Origin of the sequence: Streptomyces sp. NBC_01788 (assembly GCF_035917575.1) — a bacterium.
Lineage (GTDB): Bacteria > Actinomycetota > Actinomycetes > Streptomycetales > Streptomycetaceae > Streptomyces.
The window spans coordinates 6,063,416-6,081,246 of the sequence record NZ_CP109090.1; the positions used below are offsets into that span (position 1 = coordinate 6,063,416).

The following is a 17,831-nucleotide window of genomic DNA, read 5'->3' on the forward strand; positions in this document are numbered from 1 at the left end:
AGGGAGTCACGATGTCCCCGCGCACCCTCCTCAGATCCCTTTTTGCTGCGACGGCCGCAGCCGCGGCGCTCACCCTCACCGCGTGCGGCGCCGTCACCGCCGGCGACTCAGCCGGCTCGAGCGACGGCTCCTTCAAGCTCGCCCCGTACATCCAGCAGCGGGTCGACGACCACAAGCCGATGCGTATCAAGCTGAGCTACCACGACCCGTCCCTCGCCTTCGCGACGCCGATCGGCGCGGGCATGAAGCGGGCCGGCAAGGAACTCGGGGCCGACGTCTCCCTCATAGGCCCCACCGGCGGCGACGCCGCCAAGCAGGTCTCCGAGATCCAGACGCTCATCCAGCAGAAGGCCGTGGACGGGCTCGCCGTCTCCTCCGCCTCCAGCGACGCGCTGAAGCCGGTCATCAGCCAGGCCTACAAGGCGGGCATCCCGATCATCTCGTTCAACACCGACAACCCCGACTCCCAGCAGATGGGCTTCGTCGGCCAGGACCTCAAGGCCTCCGGCAAGGCCGAGGCCGAACAACTGCTCAAGGACCTCAAGGGCACCGGCAAGGACAAGTCCGTCGTCGTCTTCTCCGTGGACACCGGCGCCGGCTGGTCGCACGACCGGTTCAACGGCTTCAAGGAGGGCCTGGCCGACAGTGATCTGAAGGTCGTCGGACCGGTGAACGTCGGCAACGAGCCCAACGCCGCGTACAACACCGTCGAGTCCACCATGTCCGGCCAGTCCGGTGTCGTGGCCGTCGCCGGGCTCGACTGCTGCTCGACCACGGCCGCCGCCAAGTGGGTGGCCCAGTCCGGACGCGCCGACGCCATCACCATGGGCGGCTTCGACCTGCTCACCCAGACCGCCGAGTACATCGACCGCGGGGTCCTGGACTTCACCATCAGCCAGAACCCGTCCGAGCAGGGCTACCAGGCGGTCAAGGTGCTGTACGACTTCCTCACCAAGGGCACCGAGATCGCCGGTGTGGACACCGGCGCGCAGTTCATCACCCGTAAGAACCTCGACGCCGCGACGGTGGAGGACTGATGAGCGCCGCCTCCCGCGACGCCGCCACGGGCGGCTCGGCGCCTCCCGGTGGCCCGCCCGCCGCCGTCCCGGCCGTCCGGATTCGCGGCCTGTCCCGCAACTTCGGTCCGGTCCGTGCCCTCGGCGACGTCTCCTTCGACGTCCCGGCCGGCGAGGTCACCGCCCTGCTGGGGGAGAACGGGGCCGGCAAGTCGACCCTGCTCAAGATCCTGGCCGGCCTCCAGCCGCCCAGCGACGGGAGCGTCACCGTCTTCGGCGAGGAGGTCACGTCCTTCGACCCGAGCACCATGCTCGGCCGGCACGGCGTCGCGATCGTCCCCCAGGAGCTGTCGCTGCTGCCCGACCGCAGCGTGGCGGAGAACGTGCTGAGCGGGGTCGAGCCGGGCAACCGCTGGTTCCCCTCCCGGCGCCGCATGCTGGAGCGCACCACCGAGCTCCTCGCCGAACTCGACCTCAGCCTGGACCCGAACGCCTCCGTGCGGACCCTGGACCTGGCCACCCAGCAGCTCATCGTGGTCGCCCGGTCCATCGCCCGGGGCTGCCGAGTGCTGATCCTGGACGAACCGACGGCCATGCTCACCCCGGCCGAGGCCGACCGGCTGTTCGCCCTGATGGACAAGCTCAAGGCGGCCGGGACGACCATGCTCTACGTCTCCCACCGCATGCCCGAGGTCTTCCGCCTCGCCGACCACATCCAGGTGCTGCGCGACGGCACCCACGTCGCGTCCTGGCGGAGTGCGGACACCACCCCCGACCAGGCGGTCGCCGCCATGGTCGGCCGTGAACTGGGCCAGTTCACCCGCCGCGCGGAGCGCAGCACCGAGTCCTCCGGCGAACCCGTTCTGAAGGTACGGGAGTTGAGTGGGCGTCGGCACAATGACGTCTCCTTCGACCTGCGCCCCGGCGAGATCCTGGGCGTGGCCGGACTGCCGGACTCCGGCCGGGTGGAGATGCTGCACAACCTCTTCGGCGGGGACCGGGGGACCGGCGGCACCGTGGAACTGCTGGGCAAGCCCTACGAACGGCGCGACCCGATCGCCAGCGTCGAACGCCGGCTCGCGTTCGTGCCCGGCGAGCGCCGCGCCCAGGGGCTGCTGACCACCATGAGCGTCGGCGAGAACATCGGCGCGCTCACCACGAGGACCTTCAGCCGGTTCGGGCTCGTCCGCCGACGTGCCTTCGACACGAGCGCCGCCGACCAGGCGAAACAGCTGCGGGTCAAGACCGCCACCATGAACCAGCCCATCACCAGCCTGTCCGGCGGCAACCAGCAGAAGGCCGTACTCGGACGCTGGCTGGCGATCAACCCCGATGTGCTGATCCTCGACGAGCCCACCCGCGGCGTGGACATCGGGGCGAAGGCCGAGATCTACGAGCAGTTGTTCGCGCTCGCCCAGAAGGGCCTGGCGATCCTCTGCTCCTCCTCCGACCTGCCCGAACTGCTGACCCTGACCGACCGGATCGCCGTGATGAGCGAGGGCCGGCTGGTGAAAATCGTCGACACCGCGGAGGCGACCGAAGAATCCATCATGGCCCTCGCGACCGGAGCGACGCCGGCGGCGGCCTGAAAACGCACAGTCCGACCTGCAAGAACCCACCGAAAGGAACCCACCGTGAAACGCTCCGGCATCCTCAACGCCGAACTGAGCGGGGCCCTGGCCACGCTCGGCCACACCGACCTGCTGCTGGTCGTGGACGCCGGCTTCCCCATCCCGCGGGACGCGCACCGCGTCGATCTCGCCCTCGCCGAGAACCTGCCGGACCTGCGGACGGTGCTCGGGCTCATCGCCGACGAACTGGTCGTCGAGGGCGTGGTCCGGGCCGAGGACGTCCCCACCCACAACCCCCGGCTGGACGCGTGGCTGCGCGAACGCTTCTCCGGCGCCGAGTTCACCACCCGTCCGCACGCGGAGGTCCTCGGCGAACTGGCCCGGCAGGCCAAGGTCGTCGTACGCACCGGAGCCTTCGAACCCTGGGGCAACATCGGTTTGTTCTGCGGCGTCGACGTCCCCAGGTGGTTCGGCGGCGAGGGCGTCGTCGTCCCGGACCACTACGCGTCCAGGCTCTGAGCCCCCGCCGGCCTGTACACCGCCCACCGGCCGGTACGCCGCCACGGCTCGTACGCGGCCGCCGGACCCCACGTCCCGGCTCCTGTTTTCCTGCGACGGCCCGTCCGTCGAAAGCACCCGGCGGCCGATTCGCCGGGTGCCCCACCGCCCTCCACACAGGGAGATCACTCCGTGTCCACCACGACCGCCATCGCAGCCGAACTCGACCTCACCCCTGCCGAGTTGGCTCCCTACATCCAGCACACCAAGATCGATCCGGATGCGACCCGCGACGACATGGTCGCCCACGCCCAGGAGGCGGTCACCCACGGTTTCAACGCCGCGATGGTTCCCGCGTCCTGGCTGCCCGTCGTGGCGGCCGAACTGCGCGGCACCGGGGTCGGAGTGGCCTCCGCCCTGGACTTCCCGACCGTCGGCGTCATGACCAGCGCGGGCAAGGCCGCCGAGGCCGCGGAGATAGCCCGGCTCGGCGCGACCCAGCTCGACATCGGCGTCCAGATCGGCTGGCTCAAGAGCGGCCGCTACGACGACTTCCGCGAGGACATCGCGGGCGTGGTCCGGGCCTCGGGCCTGCCCGTCAAGGTCATGCTGGAACTGCCGCTGCTCACCGACGACGAGAAGGAGGCCGCCGTCGAGCTCGCCATGGAGGCGGGCGCCGCCTTCCTGAAGAACGCCAGCAGCGGACAGATCGAGACTGCGAATCCGACGAGCGTTCGCTACCTTGTTGACCGGGCGCGGAACGGGGTTCAGGTGAAGGCGTCCGGGTCCATCAAGACCTACCGGCAGGGCCTGGAACTCCTGCGCGCGGGTGCCTCCCTGCTCGGGACCAGCGCCGGCCTGGCGATCGTGGCCGACACCGGTGACGAGTCGACCGTCAGCTACTGACCGGCCACTGCCGCCGCACCCCGCCCGCATCTCGCGGCCGGGGTGCGGCTCCCCATTTTCCGGAGCGACGCCCGTCCTCCGGTGAGACCGGAGAAGGAGATGCGACAACTGTGACGGCCGACAAAGGGGGGCTTCCGGGCATCAAGCGTGACGTCCCCACGGCGATCCACGTCCAGATCTCGGAGCACATCCGACTGCGTATCGCCAGCGGCGAGTGGCCGGCGCACTACCGCCTCAAGAGCGAGCCCGAACTGGCTCAGGAGTTCGGTGTCAGCCGCGGCACCCTGCGGCGCGCCCTGACCACGCTCATCGAGGAGGGCCTGCTCCGGCAGGTGCGCGGGCGCGGCACGTTCGTCACCTCGACGACGATCGAACCGGCCATCGCCCAGAAGCTGAGCACCCTGTCCGAGGACTTCGCCAGCCAGGGCGTGGTCACCACCACGTCGGTGCGGGAGTGCTCGCTGATCATTCCGCCCCGGCCCGTCGCGGCCCTGCTCGACGTCGCTCCCGGCACCCGTGTGCTGCGCCTGGTGCGGGTGCGCAGCACCGGCGAAGGCCCGGTCGCGCTGCTGTTCAACTTCGTGCGCACGGACGTCGCGCCCGGCATCGAAGAGGTGGACTTCACCGCCTCCAGCCTCTTCGGGGTCCTGGAGGGCACGTATGGACTGAAGATCGCCACGGCCCGCCGGACCTTCAGCGCGGAGGCCGCCACCGCCGATGTCGCCGACGCCCTGTCACTGCCCGAGGGCGCGCCCGTGCAGTATCTCCAGCAGGTCACCTACCTCGCCGACGACCGGCCGGTGGAGTACTCGGATGTATGGATCCACAGCGGCCGGCTGCGGGTCACCTCGCTGCTGCTGCGCAGATGAGGACGGTGCCGGGCGTTCTCCGGGTGCCCCCGAGAGGCGGTGCGCGCTCTCCCGCTCGGTAATGTGCGGGAGGTACAGGGGCGGACGGGTCACCCCGTCGGCAGCGGGCCGGAGAGGGAGCACGTGACGACCACCCTGATCGCCGAGGTGGCGCTGGTCACCGCGCTGGCGTCGTTCGCACAGGCGCTGAGCGGCTTCGGGTTCGCGCTGGTGGCGGTGCCGCTGCTGACCCTGCTCACCACCCCTCAGAACGCCGTCGTCGTGGTCACCGCGCTGGGCGGGGTGCTCTCTCTGGCGGTCTGCGTCCACCAGAGGGAACACGTCAGTGTGCGCACCGCGGGCCTGGTGAGCGGAGCCGGACTGGTGGGCATGCCGCTCGGGCTGCTCGCGGTGACGGTGCTGGGCGCCCGCTCGCTGTCCGTCCTCATCGCCTGCGTGGTGCTGGTGTTCGCCGTCCTGATCGGCCGGGGCCTGACCTTCCGGCGCGGCACCGGGCCCACCGTCGCCGCGGGTGTCGCCAGCGGGGCGCTGCTGACCGCGACCGGCATGAACGGGCCGCCGCTGGTTGCCGCCTTCCAGGCCATGGGCCTGACGCCCCGCGAGTTCCGGGCCACCCTCCAGGCCACCTTCTGCGTCCAGGACGCCCTGGCCCTCGCCGGGTTCCTCGCCGTCGGCCGGCTGACCGGGGACAGCCTGCTGCTGACCGCCGCCGGGCTCCCCGGTCTGCTGGTGGGCTGGTGGCTCGGCGACCGTCTCTTCACCCGCACGGACCCCGCGCGCTTCAAGAAGATCGTCCTCGGGGTACTGGTCGCCAGCGCCTGCGCCGCGCTGTACCAGGCCACGCTGGGCTGACCCGGTCTCCGAGCCCTGCCCGGTCCCGCGCTCAACGCTCCTGACCGGAGGCGTCCTGGCCGCCGGGGCCGTACACCGTGCGCGGGCCCACGGCGGTGGCGCCCGTCGCGGTCACCCTGCGGCGCAGTTCGCGGTCGGCGGTGACGACCACGCGGGACCGGTCCGCCGTGGCGGCGGCCAGCCGGGCGATGTGGTCGTCGCCGCTGCCGGACGCCTCCTCGACCCGTACGCCGGGCAGGGACGGCACGCCCCGGGCGGCGCCCTCGAGGACCAGGACGATCTCCAGTGGACCGGGCACGCCGGGAACGCCCTCCTCGACGTACCCGGCGAGCCGGTCGCGCAGGCGTTCGGCGGCGGCCCGCCGGTCGCGCCACCATCCGTCCGGGACGGAGCCGACGACGTTGGCCCCGTCGACGATCAGCAGGGTCGGCATCCTGGTTCGGTCCTTCCGTCGGGATCAGACGCGGTACCAGTGTCGATGACGTGGCGCGCCCGCGGGCTTCCCGCCCGTCCCGCCCGCCCCGTCCCGCCCGGCGGACGCCGGCCCGTGGACGAGCCCGACCCGCTGGGCGGATCAACCGCCCGTCGCGGGGGACTTCCTGGCGGACTCCGGGATGGTCGAGTCGGTGCGGAGCGCCTCCCACAGTTCGGTCGCCTGGGGCTCCGCGGCCACCACGCGGTTGGGGTCGATCTTGTCGTACTTCACCGGCAGCATGATCGTCTCCATGCTGGACGGGTCGACCCCGTTCAGGCTGCGCCCGAACTCCGCCAGCTTGGTGAGGGAGGCGAGCTCGGAGTCGGTGGTGAGGGCCGCGGTGAGGCTGTCGGCGATCTTGTACGTCTTGGTGGGGCTGCCCAGGAGGTCCTGCTTCTTGATCTCGCTCAGCAGGTCCAGCATGAACTGCTGCTGGAGGCTGATGCGTCCGAGGTCGCTGCCGTCGCCGATGCCGTGCCGGGTGCGGACGAACTGCAGGGACCGGGTGCCGTCCAGACGGTGGGTACCGGCGGTCAGGTCCAGGCCGCTGGACTTGTCGTGGATGTCCTGGTCCACGGTGACGGTGACCCCGCCTATCGCGTCCACCAGCCCCTGGAAGCCGGAGAAGTCGATCTCCATGTAGTGGTCCACGCGGGTGCCGGACATCTGCTCCACGGTCTTCACCACACAGGCCGGACCGACCTGTCCGTAGATGGAGTTGAACATCACGCGCTTCGCCGACGCCACCGCCGTGCCGTCGGACTTCGTGCACTCGGGCCGGGTCACCAGGGTGTCGCGGGGAATGCTGATGGCGACGGCCTGGGTGCGGCCCTCGGGTATGTGCATCATCAGCGCGGTGTCGGAGCGGGCGCCGGAGACGTTGCCGGTGTTGAGCGCGGCGTTGGCGCCGGCGCGGGAGTCGGAGCCGAGGATCAGGACGTTCTGCCCGGACGTGGGCAGCCTCTCGGGCCGGTCGTCACCGATGGCCTGGTCGATGTCGACGCCCTTGATGTTGTTGTCCAGGCCGCTGTACAGCCAGTACACGGTCCCCGCCCCGGCCGCGACCAGCACGGCCAGTGAGAGCAGGATCCACCGGCCGGTGCGGCGCCGGCGACGGGGAGTCCCCTCCTGGTCGGGGCGGTGCGGGCCGCGGGGGCTCTCTACGGCTGGGTTTGTCATCGCGCGCTGTCCTCGTCTCCTCATGCCCGGGCAGGGAGCGCTCGGGCTATCGGACAGACCCGTGACCCATGGGGGGCGTTGTACGGCAGTGGCGTACATCACGCGCTGTGCGTAAGGGAGTTGAAGTGACCGCCGGCCGCGGCAGCGGCGTCGTGTCCCCTCCACCGCGGAACGCCCGCGGATCGACCCGCGGTACGCGTCCGCCCCTGCCGCTGCGATGAGCGACAGGGGCGGACGGCGGTGCGGGGCCGCTGCGGGCCGGGAGGCGTTACGCCGGGACGCTCGCCACCCCCGGCTCCAGGAACCGCCTGCCGTTCACGCGCTCCGACACGCCCTCGCGGTCCAGGTACGGCGTGATGCCGCCCAGGTGGAAGGGCCAGCCGGCGCCGGTGATCAGGCACAGGTCGATGTCCTGGGCCTCGGCGACGACGCCCTCGTCAAGCATGAGCCCGATCTCCTGCGCGACCGCGTCGAGCACCCGCGCCCGCACCTGCTCCTCCGTCAGGACGCTGTCGCCCTGCTTCAGAAGGGCGGCGACCTCCGGGTCCAGCTCGGGCCTGCCGCTGTCGTACACGTAGAAGCCGCGCTTGCCGGCCTCGACGACCGCCTTGAGGTTCGGGGAGACCGTGAAGCGGTCCGGGAAGGCCCGGTGGAGGGTCTCCGAGACGTGCAGGCCGATCGCCGGACCGACCAGTTCGAGCAGGACCAGCGGGGACATGGGCAGGCCGAGCGGCTCCACCGCACGCTCCGCCACGTCGACCGGGGTGCCCTCGTCGATGACGTTCTGGATCTCGCCCATGAAGCGGGTCAGGATGCGGTTCACGACGAACGCCGGGGCGTCCTTGACCAGGACCGCGGTCTTCTTCAGCTTCCTGGCCACCCCGAAGGCGGTCGCCAGCGAGGCATCGTCGGTCTTCTCGCCGCGGACGATCTCCAGCAGCGGCAGGATCGCGACCGGGTTGAAGAAGTGGAAGCCGACGACCCGCTCGGGGTGCTTCAGCTTCGACGCCATCTCCGTGACGGAGAGGGAGGAGGTGTTGGTGGCGAGGATCGCGTGCGCCGGGGCGACCGCCTCGACCTCGGCGAACACCTTCTGCTTGACGCCCATCTCCTCGAAGACCGCTTCGATGACGAAGTCGGCGTCCGCGAAGCCCTCCGCCTTGTCCAGGACACCGGTCACCAGCGCCTTGAGGCGGTTGGCCTTGTCCTGGTTGACGCGGCCCTTGCCGAGCAGCTTGTCGATCTCGGCGTGCACGTAGCCCACGCCCTTGTCGACACGCTCCTGGTCGATGTCCGTGAGAACGACGGGCACTTCGAGGCGGCGCAGGAAGAGCAGCGCGAGCTGGGAGGCCATCAGGCCCGCGCCGACCACGCCCACCTTGGTCACCGGGCGCGCCAGGTTCTTGTCCGGGGCGCCGGCCGGGCGCTTGGCGCGCTTCTGCACCAGGTTGAACGCGTAGATGCCGGCGCGCAGTTCGCCGCTCATGATCAGGTCGGCGAGGGCCTCGTCCTCGGCGTCGAAGCCCTGCTGGAGGTCGCCGTTCTTCGCGGCGGCGATGATGTCCAGGGCGCGGTAGGCGGCGGGGGCCGCACCGTGCACCTTGGAGTCGGCGATGAACCGGCCGCGCGCGACGGCCTGGTCCCAGGCCTCGCCCCGGTCGATCACCGGGCGCTCGACCTCGATCTCGCCCTTGAGGACCGCCGTCGTCCAGACCAGCGACTGCTCCAGGAAGTCCGCGCCCTCGAACAGCGCGTCGGCGATGCCGAGTTCGTGGACCTGCCTGCCCTTGAGCTGCTTGTTCTGGTTGAGGCTGTTCTCGATGACGACCGTGACGGCCCTGTCGGCGCCGATCAGGTTCGGCAGCAGCGTGCAGCCGCCCCAGCCCGGGACCAGGCCCAGGAACACTTCGGGGAGCGAGAACGCCGGGAGGGCCGCGGAGACCGTGCGGTAGGTGCAGTGCAGGCCGACCTCGACGCCGCCGCCCATCGCCGCGCCGTTGTAGTACGCGAAGGTGGGCACGGCCAGCGTGGACAGCCGCTTGAAGACCTCGTGGCCGCCCCTGCCGATGGCCAGCGCGTGCTCGCGCTCCTTGAGCAGCTCCACGCCCTTGAGGTCGGCGCCGACCGCGAAGATGAACGGCTTGCCGGTGATGCCGACGCCGACGATCTCGCCGTCCGCGGCCTCCTTCTCCACCTGGTCGATCGCCGCGTCCAGGTTCGCCAGCGAGGCCGGCCCGAAGGTGGTCGGCTTGGTGTGGTCCAGGCCGTTGTCCAGGGTGATGAGGGCGAAGCGGCCCGCTCCCCGGGGCAGGTCGAAGTGGCGTACGTGCGCCTGTGTGACGACCTCGCCCGGGAACAGCTCGGCCGCGCCCTTCAACAGCTCAGCGGTGGTGCTCACTTGTCGCCTCCGGAAGCGCTCTCGAAGTGTGGGTTCTCCCAGATGACCGTGGCGCCCATGCCGAAGCCGACGCACATGGTGGTCAGGCCGTAACGGACCTGCGGCTGCTGCTCGAACTGGCGGGCCAGCTGCGTCATCAGGCGGACGCCTGAGGAGGCGAGGGGGTGGCCGAAGGCGATCGCGCCGCCGTACTGGTTGACGCGCTCGTCGTCGTCCGCGATGCCGTAGTGGTCGAGGAAGGCCAGGACCTGCACGGCGAAGGCCTCGTTGATCTCGAACAGGCCGATGTCGGAGATCGACAGGCCCGCCTTGGCCAGGGCCTTCTCGGTGGCCGGGATCGGGCCGTAGCCCATGACCTCCGGCTCCACGCCCGCGAAGGCGTAGGAGACCAGGCGCATCTTGACCGGCAGGCCGTGCTCGTGGGCGAACTCCTCGCTCGCGACGATCGAGGCGGTGGCGCCGTCGTTCAGACCGGCCGCGTTGCCCGCGGTGACCCGGCCGTGCACGCGGAACGGCGTCTTGAGGCCCGCCAGGTCCTCCAGGGTGGTGCCCGGGCGCATCGGCTCGTCCGCCGTGACCAGGCCCCAGCCGGTCTCGCCGCCCTCCGGGGTGGTCCGGCGCACGGAGATCGGGACCAGGTCGGCCTGGATGCTGCCGTCGGCGTACGCCTTGGCGGCCTTCTCCTGCGAGCGCACCGCGTACGCGTCGGCGCGCAGCTTGGTGATGTGCGGGAAGCGGTCGTGCAGGTTCTCCGCGGTCATGCCCATGAACAGGGCGGACTCGTCGACCAGCTTCTCGCTGACGAAGCGCGGGTTGGGGTCCACGCCCTCGCCCATCGGATGGCGGCCCATGTGCTCGACACCGCCCGCGATGGCGACGTCGTACGCGCCGAACGCGACGGAGCCGGCCACCGTGGTCACGGCGGTCAGCGCGCCCGCGCACATCCGGTCGATGGAGTAGCCGGGCACCGAGGCGGGCAGGCCGGCCAGGATGCCCGCGGTGCGGCCGATGGTCAGGCCCTGGTCGCCGATCTGCGTGGTCGCGGCGACGGCGACCTCGTCGACCTGCCGCGGGTCGAGACCGGGGTTGCGGCGCAGCAGCTCCCGGATCGCCTTGACGACGAGGTCGTCGGCGCGAGTCTCGTGGTAGATGCCCTTCGGGCCCGCCTTGCCGAACGGGGTGCGGACGCCGTCGACGAAGACGACGTCCCTGACGGTACGAGGCACGATGGCTCTCCTCCAGGGTGCGGAACGGCACTGCCGCGCAGCGCTGAGCGCGCGCTCACCCCCATGCTACTCATGAGTAATGTAACTGCCCAGTCCCCGCGCCCACAGCGGTGAACGTCACACGTCCGGCGGTGCCGTCGAACCCCGCGGAGTCAGCACCGGAGTCGGCACCGGATGCGGGCCCGGACCCTCGTCCAGGAGGACGCCGAACAGCGTGCGGGCCACGTCCGCGCCGAAGCCGTGCACGTCGTGGCTCATCGCGGACAGCGTCGGATGGGTCAGCCGGCACAGCTGGGAGTCGTCCCAGGCCAGCAGGGACACGTCGGCCGGGACGCGCAGACCCATCTCCGCCGCCACCGACAGTCCGGCCACCGCCATGATGTCGTTGTCGTAGACGATCGCCGTGGGCCGCTCCGGCGGCGCCGCGGACAGCAGTGACCGCGTCGCCCGCGCCCCCGTCTCGCCGGAGAAGTCGGTCGCCACCTGCCATGCCCCGGCCAGCCCCAGGCTCCGCGCCGCCGTGTCGAACGCCGCCGCGCGGATCGCCGTGTGCCCGAGCGCCGCAGCCCCGCCGACGCGGGCGATCCGCCGGTGCCCGAGCGCCGCCAGATAGCGCACGGCCTCGGTGACCGCGGTGGTGTCGTCGGTCCACACCGAGGTGAGCCCGCCGGTCAGCGACGGGTGGCCCACGGCCACCGCGGGCAGCCCGATCCGCTGCGCCACCGCCGGCCGGGGATCGTCGGTGCGGAAGTCGACCAGGATCGAACCCGCGATCTGCCGGGCCTTCCACCACGTCTCCAGCAGGCCCGCCTCCTCCTGCGGCGCGCGCACGAGCCGCAGCAGCAGCGAGCAGGAGTGCTCGGCGAGGACGCTCTCCACGCCCGAGATGAACTCCATGTAGAAGGGTTCGAGCCCGAGCAGCCGGGCCGGCCGGCAGATGGCGAGCCCGACCACGTCCACGCGTGAACCGGCCAGCGACCGGGCGGCCGGGTTCGGCGCCCAGCCCAGCTCGCGCGCGGCCCGGAAGATGCGCTCGCGGGTCGCCTCCGAAAGCCCCGGCTTGCGGTTGAAGGCCAGCGACACCGCTCCCTTCGACACCCCCGCACGGGCGGCGACGTCCTTGATGGTGACGCGGGGAGCCGTCATCGGGCGGGCTCCACGCAGTACAGGGCGGCCCGTACGGCTTCGGCCGCCTCCTGGCCGCCCGGGATCCGCCAGCCGTCGACCCCGATGGTCACCCGTTCACCGGGGAGCAGCGTGACCAGCCCCGTGTCCGCCCGCGCGGACGGGTCAAGACGGTCCGCCTGGAGCAGCAGGTCCCGCACCAGGGTGCGGGCCGTCACGGTGACCGCTCCCGGCGCCACGGACACGTCGAACTCCGGCCGGGGATAGGGGATGTCGCGGTCCGGCACCGGGAAGTACAGGGCGCGCAGGCCGCCGCCACCCCCGCCCTCGCTCGAGCGGGGGGACCCCGACGCGTCCGCGACCAGGAACTCCTTCGGTCCGTCCGGCACCAGTTCGGGCGGGACGCGGACGTCCGCGACCGTGCGTGCCGCGGCGCGCAGGTCCGTGTGCGTGGCGGCGACCACCTCGCCCGCCACGGACATCCGGCGCAGGGTGAGCTCACCCGCCCACGGCGCGGCCGACTGGTTGACCGCCGCCAGCACGAGCCCGCCCTCCCGCTCCCCGAGTGTCAGCAGCCGGTCCGCGTAGAGCCGCTTCAGCTCGTGGTACAGCGGCTTCTCCCGCCCGTCGCCGTCGATCGCCGCCCAGGACGTCACCGGCCAGCAGTCGTTGAGCTGCCACACGATGGTGCCCGCGCACACCGGCCAGTGCGCGCGCCAGTGCTCGATGCCCGCGGCCACCGCGCGGGCCTGGTTGAGCTGGGTGAGGTAGTGCCAGCGGTCGAAGTCTCCCTCGGGCAGGGCGAAGTGCGGGGCAAGACCGCGCTCCAGCTTGCCGTTGCCGTCCTCGGCCTTCTGATGGTGCAGCATGCCGGGGGAGTCCGGGGCCAGCTCCTCGCCGGGCAGGGCGCGCCGCAGGGTCGCGTGGGCGGGCGGCGCCTGCCAGCCGAACTCGGCCACGAAACGCGGCACGTTCAGCCGGTAGTCGGCCCAGCCGCGCCGGTTCCACACCTCCCACGAGTGGTGGGTGCCGTGCGCCGGGTCGTTGGGGTGGTGCGCCCAGGACCCGGACCAGGGGCTGCCCGCCGTGTACGGCCGGGTCGGGTCGAGGTCGGCCACCACCCGGGGCAGCAGCCCCAGGTAGTAGCCCTCGCCCCACGAGTCGCCGGCCAGCTCCGGCTCCCAGCCCCAGTCCCTGAAACCCCACAGGTTCTCGTTGTTGCCGTTCCACAGCACGAGCGAGGGATGCGGCATCAGACGTACGACGTTCTCGCGCGCCTCGGCCACCACCTCGCCGCGCAGCGGCTGCTCCTCGGGGTAGGCGGCGCAGGCGAACGGGAAGTCCTGCCAGACCAGCAGGCCGAGTTCGTCGCAGGCGTCGTAGAAGTCCGCGCTCTCGTAGATCCCGCCGCCCCACACCCGGACCAGGTCCACTCCCGCCGCTGCCGCCTGGCCGAGCCGCTCCCGGTAGCGTTCGCGGGTGACCCGGGAGAGGAACACGTCGTCCGGGATCCAGTTGACGCCCCGCGCGAACAGCCGCTCCCCGTTGACCACGAGGGTGAAACCGGTGCCGTGCGCGTCGGCTGAGGTGTCGAGCTCCACGGTCCTGAAGCCGATCCGGAGACGCCTCGCGTCCAGCGCCTCCGCGCCGTGCAGCAGCGTCAACTCCAGCTCGTACAGCGGCTGTCCGCCGTATCCCCGGGGCCACCACAGGTCGGCGTCCGGCACCCGGAGCCGCACCACCCCGGTCGTGCCGTCGACGGCCGCCCGCGCCCGCACCCCACCCACCCGTGCCTCGACGGCGAGTTCGGCCTCCGGGCGGGTCCGCTCCACCTCGATGTGCGCCTCGACCACGCCCGTGCCCTCCTCGACGGTGACGAGAGGGCGCACCCGGTCGATCCGGGCCGTGGACCACGACTCAAGGCGCACCGGGCGCCAGATGCCCGCCGTGACCAGGGTCGGCCCCCAGTCCCAGCCGAAGGAGCAGGCCATCTTGCGGATATGGGCGTAGGGCTCGGCATAGGCACCGGGCCGCTCACCGACCAGTGCCCGCACGGCCTCCGCCTCCGTGTACGCGGAGTCGAAGCGCACCGCCAGGCAGCCCTGACGGCCGGTCACGTCGAAGCGGTACGAGCGGTGCATGTTGCGCACCCGGCCCAGCGGTTCGCCGTCCAGGGTGATCTCGGCGGCGGTGTCGAGCCCGTCGAAGACCAGGTCGGTCCGCTCGTGCCCCGAGCCATGCGGTGAGGCGCTGCTCAGGTGCCTCTCGTACGTCCACTCCCGGCGGCCCACCCAGGCCACGTCCGCCTCGTTCCGGCCGAGGAAGGGATCCGGGATCAGTCCCGCGGCCAGCAGATCCGTGTGCACGCAGCCCGGCACGGCCGCCGGGAGCGCCGCACCCGTGTCGTCGGGGTGCCGCAGGATCCATCCCTCGGTGAGCGGTGTGGCCCGAAGCATTCGCCCTCCCTGAACCGGTCCAACCCAATTGGTCTGCGATGTAGCGGCGTTGGCGAGATTCGGACTTTACCGGTTGAGAAAGCGCTGTCAGAGTGCCGAACCAGCCAACCCGGCCGCCCGGCCGGAGGACCGGCCCAATCCGCAGTGCTCGTCCGTCCGCAGAACGGAGCTGACGCACATGAACCGCCGCACATTCCTCGCCGCCACCGCCGCGACCACGGCCCTGCTGCTCGCCGGGTGCACCGGCACCGGAGGCGCCGCCAAGGGGCAGGACGCCGAGGCGCCGAAGGACCCCGCGAAGGTGAGCGGGACGATCACCGTCCTCACCCAGCGCACCGACCTGGTGCAGGACGGCACGATGAAGAAGTACGCCGCCGCGTTCAACCGGACGTACCCGAAGGTGAAGGTGGAGTTCCAGGCCCTCACCGACTACGAGTCCGAGGTCAAGATCCGGATGAACACCGAGAACTACGGTGACGTCCTGATGATCCCCGGCGTGATCAAGAAGAGCGACTACCCGAGGTTCTTCGCCTCGCTCGGCACCCGGGCCGAACGCGCCGAGAAGTACCGGTTCACCGACTTCACCACCGTCGACGGCAAGGTCTACGGGCAGAGCCCGATCGGCGTGATGCCCGGCTTCGTCTACAACAAGAAGGTCTGGGAACGGGCCGGGATCACCCGATGGCCCACCACGTCCGCCGAGTTCCTGGCCGATCTGAAGGCCGTCAAGGACAGGACCGGCGCGATCCCGTACTACACCAACTTCGCCGCCCAGTGGCCGCTGACCTCCTGGACCTACGTCAACGGCTCCGTGCACTGCGACACCGGCGCGACCACGAAGCTGGCCGAGGGGGACCCCTGGGCGCAGGGCGCCGACCTGCGGGTCGGCGACACGCTGCTGTACGACATCGTGCGCCGGGGCCTGGCCGAGCGGGACCCGACCACCACCAACTGGGAGGCCTCCAAGGCCCGGCTGGCCAAGGGCGAGATCGCCACGCAGTGGCTCGGCACCTGGGCGATCATCCAGTTCCAGGACGCGGCGAAGAAGGCCGGAGTGGACCCCGCCGACATCGGGTTCATGCCCTTCCCGGCCCAGAAGGACGGCACGTTCTGCGGGGTCGTGGGCCCCGACTACAACCAGGCCGTCAACATCCACTCCCGGCACAAGGAGGCGGCCCGCGCCTGGATCGACTGGTTCACCGACAAGTCCGGCTACGACAAGGACAACCTCGCCATCTCCCCGCTGAAGGACGCGCCCCTGCCGGCGGTCCTCACGCCCTACACGGACGCGGGCGTGAAGCTCATCGAACTGGACGACACCGCCGGCGCCCGGGTGAAGCTGATCGACGACGAGTCCGAGGTCGGCATCTACAAGCCCGGCTACCGGCAGAATCTCGTCGACCTCGCGCGCGGCGCCCGCAAGGGCAGCCTGGACGGCTTCCTCGGCGACCTCGGCGGGAAGTGGGACGCGGCGCGGAAGGACACGGGGTCCTGATGACGGACACCACCGCCCGGACGGCCGCGCCACCCGTCGCCGCCGCCCCGGCCCCCGCCCCGCGCCGCGCGCGCGTGCGGCGGGGGCTGACCCCGTGGCTCTTCCTGCTCGCCCCGCTCGCGCTGCTGATCACCTTCACCTACGTGCCGGTCGCCAACATGGTCGCGTACAGCTTCACCGACTGGGACGGGGTGAGCCCCGAACTGCGGTACACCGGCGCCCACAACTACGCCGAACTGTTCACCCGCCCCGAGCTGTTCGAGGTGTTCTTCGTCAGCGGCTACTACCTCGCCGCCTCCGCCGTCCAGATAGCCGCCGCCCTCTACTTCGCCACCGTGCTCAGTTTCGACGTGCGGTTCAGGAACTTCTTCAAGGGTGTGCTCTTCTTCCCGTACCTGATCAACGGGGTCGCGATCGGCTTCGTCTTCCTCTACTTCTTCCAGGACGGGGGCACCCTCGACTCCGTCCTGGCCCTGTTCGGCCACCACTCCTCGCACGCCTGGCTGGGTACGCCCGTCTCCGCGAACACCTCTCTCGCCGGGGTCTCCGTCTGGCGCTACCTGGGCCTGAACTTCGTCCTGTTCCTGGGCGCGATCCAGTCCATCCCGGGGGAGCTGTACGAGGCGGCCGAACTGGACGGGGCGAACCGCTGGCAGCAGTTCCGGCACATCATCGTGCCCGGCATCAAGCCGGTGCTCACGCTGACCGTGATCCTTTCCGTCTCCGGCTCGCTGGCGGCCTTCGAGATCCCGTACATCATGACCGGCGGGGCGACCGGCACCGAGACCTTCGTGATCCAGACCGTGAAGCTGGCCTTCCAGTTCAACAAGACGGGGCTCGCCTCGGCGGCGGCGGTCGTGCTGCTGCTGATCGTCCTGGCAGTGACCTGGGCGCAGCGCCGCCTCGTCCCCGACGACAGGGTGGACCTCGTATGACGCGCCGCATCGTCGCCCGCACGCTTGTCTACGTCTCGCTGGCCGCCGCGTCGGTGGTCGTGCTGCTCCCGCTCGGCGCGGTCCTGCTGACCTCGCTGAAGACGCCGGAGGAGATGGCCGACGACGGCGGGGCGCTCACGCTCCCCGGCGACCTGCTGAACTTCGCCAACTACGCCACGGCGTTCCAGGACGGCCGGATGCTCTCCGCGTTCGGCAACACGGCCTTCATCCTGTTCTTCGCCGTCGGCGGCACGGTACTGATCGGCTCGATGACGGCCTACGCCATCGACCGGTTCACCTTCCGCTTCAAGAAGCTCGTGGTGACGCTGTTCCTGGTCGCCGCGCTGGTCCCCGGGGTCACCACCCAGGTGGCGACCTTCCAGATCGTCAACAGCTTCGGCCTCTTCGACACGCGCTGGGCGCCGATCGCCCTCTACATGGGCACGGACATCGTGTCGATCTACATCTTCCTGCAGTTCGTCCGGTCGATCCCCGTGTCCCTTGACGAGGCGGCCCGCCTGGACGGCGCCAACTCCTTCACGATCTACCGGAAGATCATCTTCCCGCTGCTGAAGCCCGCGATCGCGACGGTCGTGATCGTGAAGGGGATCACCGTCTACAACGACTTCTACATCCCCTTCCTGTACATGCCCTCCGACGACCTTGGCGTGATCTCGACGTCGCTGTTCCGCTTCCGCGGCCCCTTCGGCGCCCACTGGGAGACGATCTCGGCGGGAGCGGTGCTCGTGATCCTGCCGACCCTGGTCGTCTTCCTGTTCCTTCAGCGCTTCATCTACAACGGCTTCATGAAGGGGGCGACCAGGTAGGGC

At 70.9% G+C, this 17,831-nt stretch carries 15 protein-coding genes; 9 read left to right on the forward strand and 6 right to left on the reverse strand.

The features are described 5' to 3' along the window. The first annotated feature begins 11 nt into the window (after window positions 1–11). From OIE49_RS27375 to OIE49_RS27400, 6 genes are all read left to right on the forward strand, one after another. A complete protein-coding gene (locus tag OIE49_RS27375) occupies window positions 12–1,037 on the forward strand; it encodes a sugar ABC transporter substrate-binding protein (RefSeq protein WP_326804577.1) in 1,026 nt (341 codons plus the stop codon). Continuing rightward, complete coding sequence (locus OIE49_RS27380; protein WP_326804578.1) at window positions 1,037–2,605, forward strand: sugar ABC transporter ATP-binding protein; 1,569 nt, start codon at window positions 1,037–1,039, stop codon at window positions 2,603–2,605. The genes OIE49_RS27375 and OIE49_RS27380 overlap by 1 nt, the downstream gene beginning before the upstream one ends. Before the next feature lie 45 nt (window positions 2,606–2,650). Then, window positions 2,651–3,106 carry a D-ribose pyranase gene (gene rbsD / locus OIE49_RS27385; RefSeq protein WP_326804579.1) on the forward strand — a complete coding sequence of 152 codons (456 nt, stop codon included), beginning with the start codon at window positions 2,651–2,653 and terminating at the stop codon, window positions 3,104–3,106. A gap of 171 nt (window positions 3,107–3,277) precedes the next feature. Further along, window positions 3,278–3,991 (forward strand): deoxyribose-phosphate aldolase, encoded by a 714-nt coding sequence (gene deoC / locus OIE49_RS27390; RefSeq protein ID WP_100572531.1) that lies wholly within the window; start codon window positions 3,278–3,280, stop codon window positions 3,989–3,991. 110 nt (window positions 3,992–4,101) lie between these two features. Then, complete coding sequence (locus tag OIE49_RS27395) at window positions 4,102–4,860, forward strand: GntR family transcriptional regulator (RefSeq protein ID WP_326804580.1); 759 nt, start codon at window positions 4,102–4,104, stop codon at window positions 4,858–4,860. 123 nt (window positions 4,861–4,983) lie between these two features. Next, window positions 4,984–5,712, forward strand: coding sequence for a sulfite exporter TauE/SafE family protein (locus OIE49_RS27400; protein ID WP_326804581.1), 729 nt, complete (start codon window positions 4,984–4,986; stop codon window positions 5,710–5,712). 31 nt (window positions 5,713–5,743) lie between these two features. Here OIE49_RS27400 and OIE49_RS27405 read toward each other — a convergent pair whose 3' ends face one another. From OIE49_RS27405 to OIE49_RS27430, 6 genes are all read right to left on the reverse strand, one after another. After that, window positions 5,744–6,145, reverse strand: coding sequence for an NTP pyrophosphohydrolase (locus tag OIE49_RS27405; RefSeq protein WP_326804582.1), 402 nt, complete (start codon window positions 6,143–6,145; stop codon window positions 5,744–5,746). Window positions 6,146–6,286: 141 nt separating this feature from the next. After that, the gene (locus OIE49_RS27410; protein ID WP_326804583.1) at window positions 6,287–7,366 is read right to left on the reverse strand and encodes an LCP family protein; all 1,080 of its coding nucleotides are present in this window, start codon (window positions 7,364–7,366) and stop codon (window positions 6,287–6,289) included. Window positions 7,367–7,634: 268 nt separating this feature from the next. After that, entirely contained in the window at window positions 7,635–9,764 is a 2,130-nt protein-coding gene (locus OIE49_RS27415) for a 3-hydroxyacyl-CoA dehydrogenase NAD-binding domain-containing protein (protein ID WP_326804584.1), read from the reverse strand. Then, window positions 9,761–10,990, reverse strand: a complete 1,230-nt coding sequence (locus OIE49_RS27420) for a thiolase family protein (protein ID WP_326804585.1) — start codon at window positions 10,988–10,990, stop codon at window positions 9,761–9,763. The genes OIE49_RS27415 and OIE49_RS27420 overlap by 4 nt, the downstream gene beginning before the upstream one ends. A gap of 117 nt (window positions 10,991–11,107) precedes the next feature. Beyond that, a complete protein-coding gene (locus tag OIE49_RS27425) occupies window positions 11,108–12,136 on the reverse strand; it encodes a LacI family DNA-binding transcriptional regulator (RefSeq protein WP_326804586.1) in 1,029 nt (342 codons plus the stop codon). Next, window positions 12,133–14,571, reverse strand: coding sequence for a glycoside hydrolase family 2 protein (locus tag OIE49_RS27430; protein WP_326804587.1), 2,439 nt, complete (start codon window positions 14,569–14,571; stop codon window positions 12,133–12,135). The genes OIE49_RS27425 and OIE49_RS27430 overlap by 4 nt, the downstream gene beginning before the upstream one ends. Before the next feature lie 178 nt (window positions 14,572–14,749). Between OIE49_RS27430 and OIE49_RS27435 the strand changes: the two genes are divergently transcribed. From OIE49_RS27435 to OIE49_RS27445, 3 genes are read left to right on the forward strand one after another with little or no spacing between them, the layout of a single operon-like run. Then, window positions 14,750–16,066, forward strand: a complete 1,317-nt coding sequence (locus tag OIE49_RS27435) for an ABC transporter substrate-binding protein (protein ID WP_326804588.1) — start codon at window positions 14,750–14,752, stop codon at window positions 16,064–16,066. Beyond that, on the forward strand, window positions 16,066–17,001 hold the full coding sequence (locus OIE49_RS27440) for a carbohydrate ABC transporter permease (RefSeq protein ID WP_326804589.1): 936 nt from the start codon (window positions 16,066–16,068) through the stop codon (window positions 16,999–17,001). Before OIE49_RS27435 ends, OIE49_RS27440 begins: the two co-directional genes overlap by 1 nt. Continuing rightward, a complete protein-coding gene (locus tag OIE49_RS27445; protein ID WP_100572544.1) occupies window positions 16,998–17,828 on the forward strand; it encodes a carbohydrate ABC transporter permease in 831 nt (276 codons plus the stop codon). The genes OIE49_RS27440 and OIE49_RS27445 overlap by 4 nt, the downstream gene beginning before the upstream one ends. The last annotated feature ends 3 nt before the right edge of the window (window positions 17,829–17,831 follow it).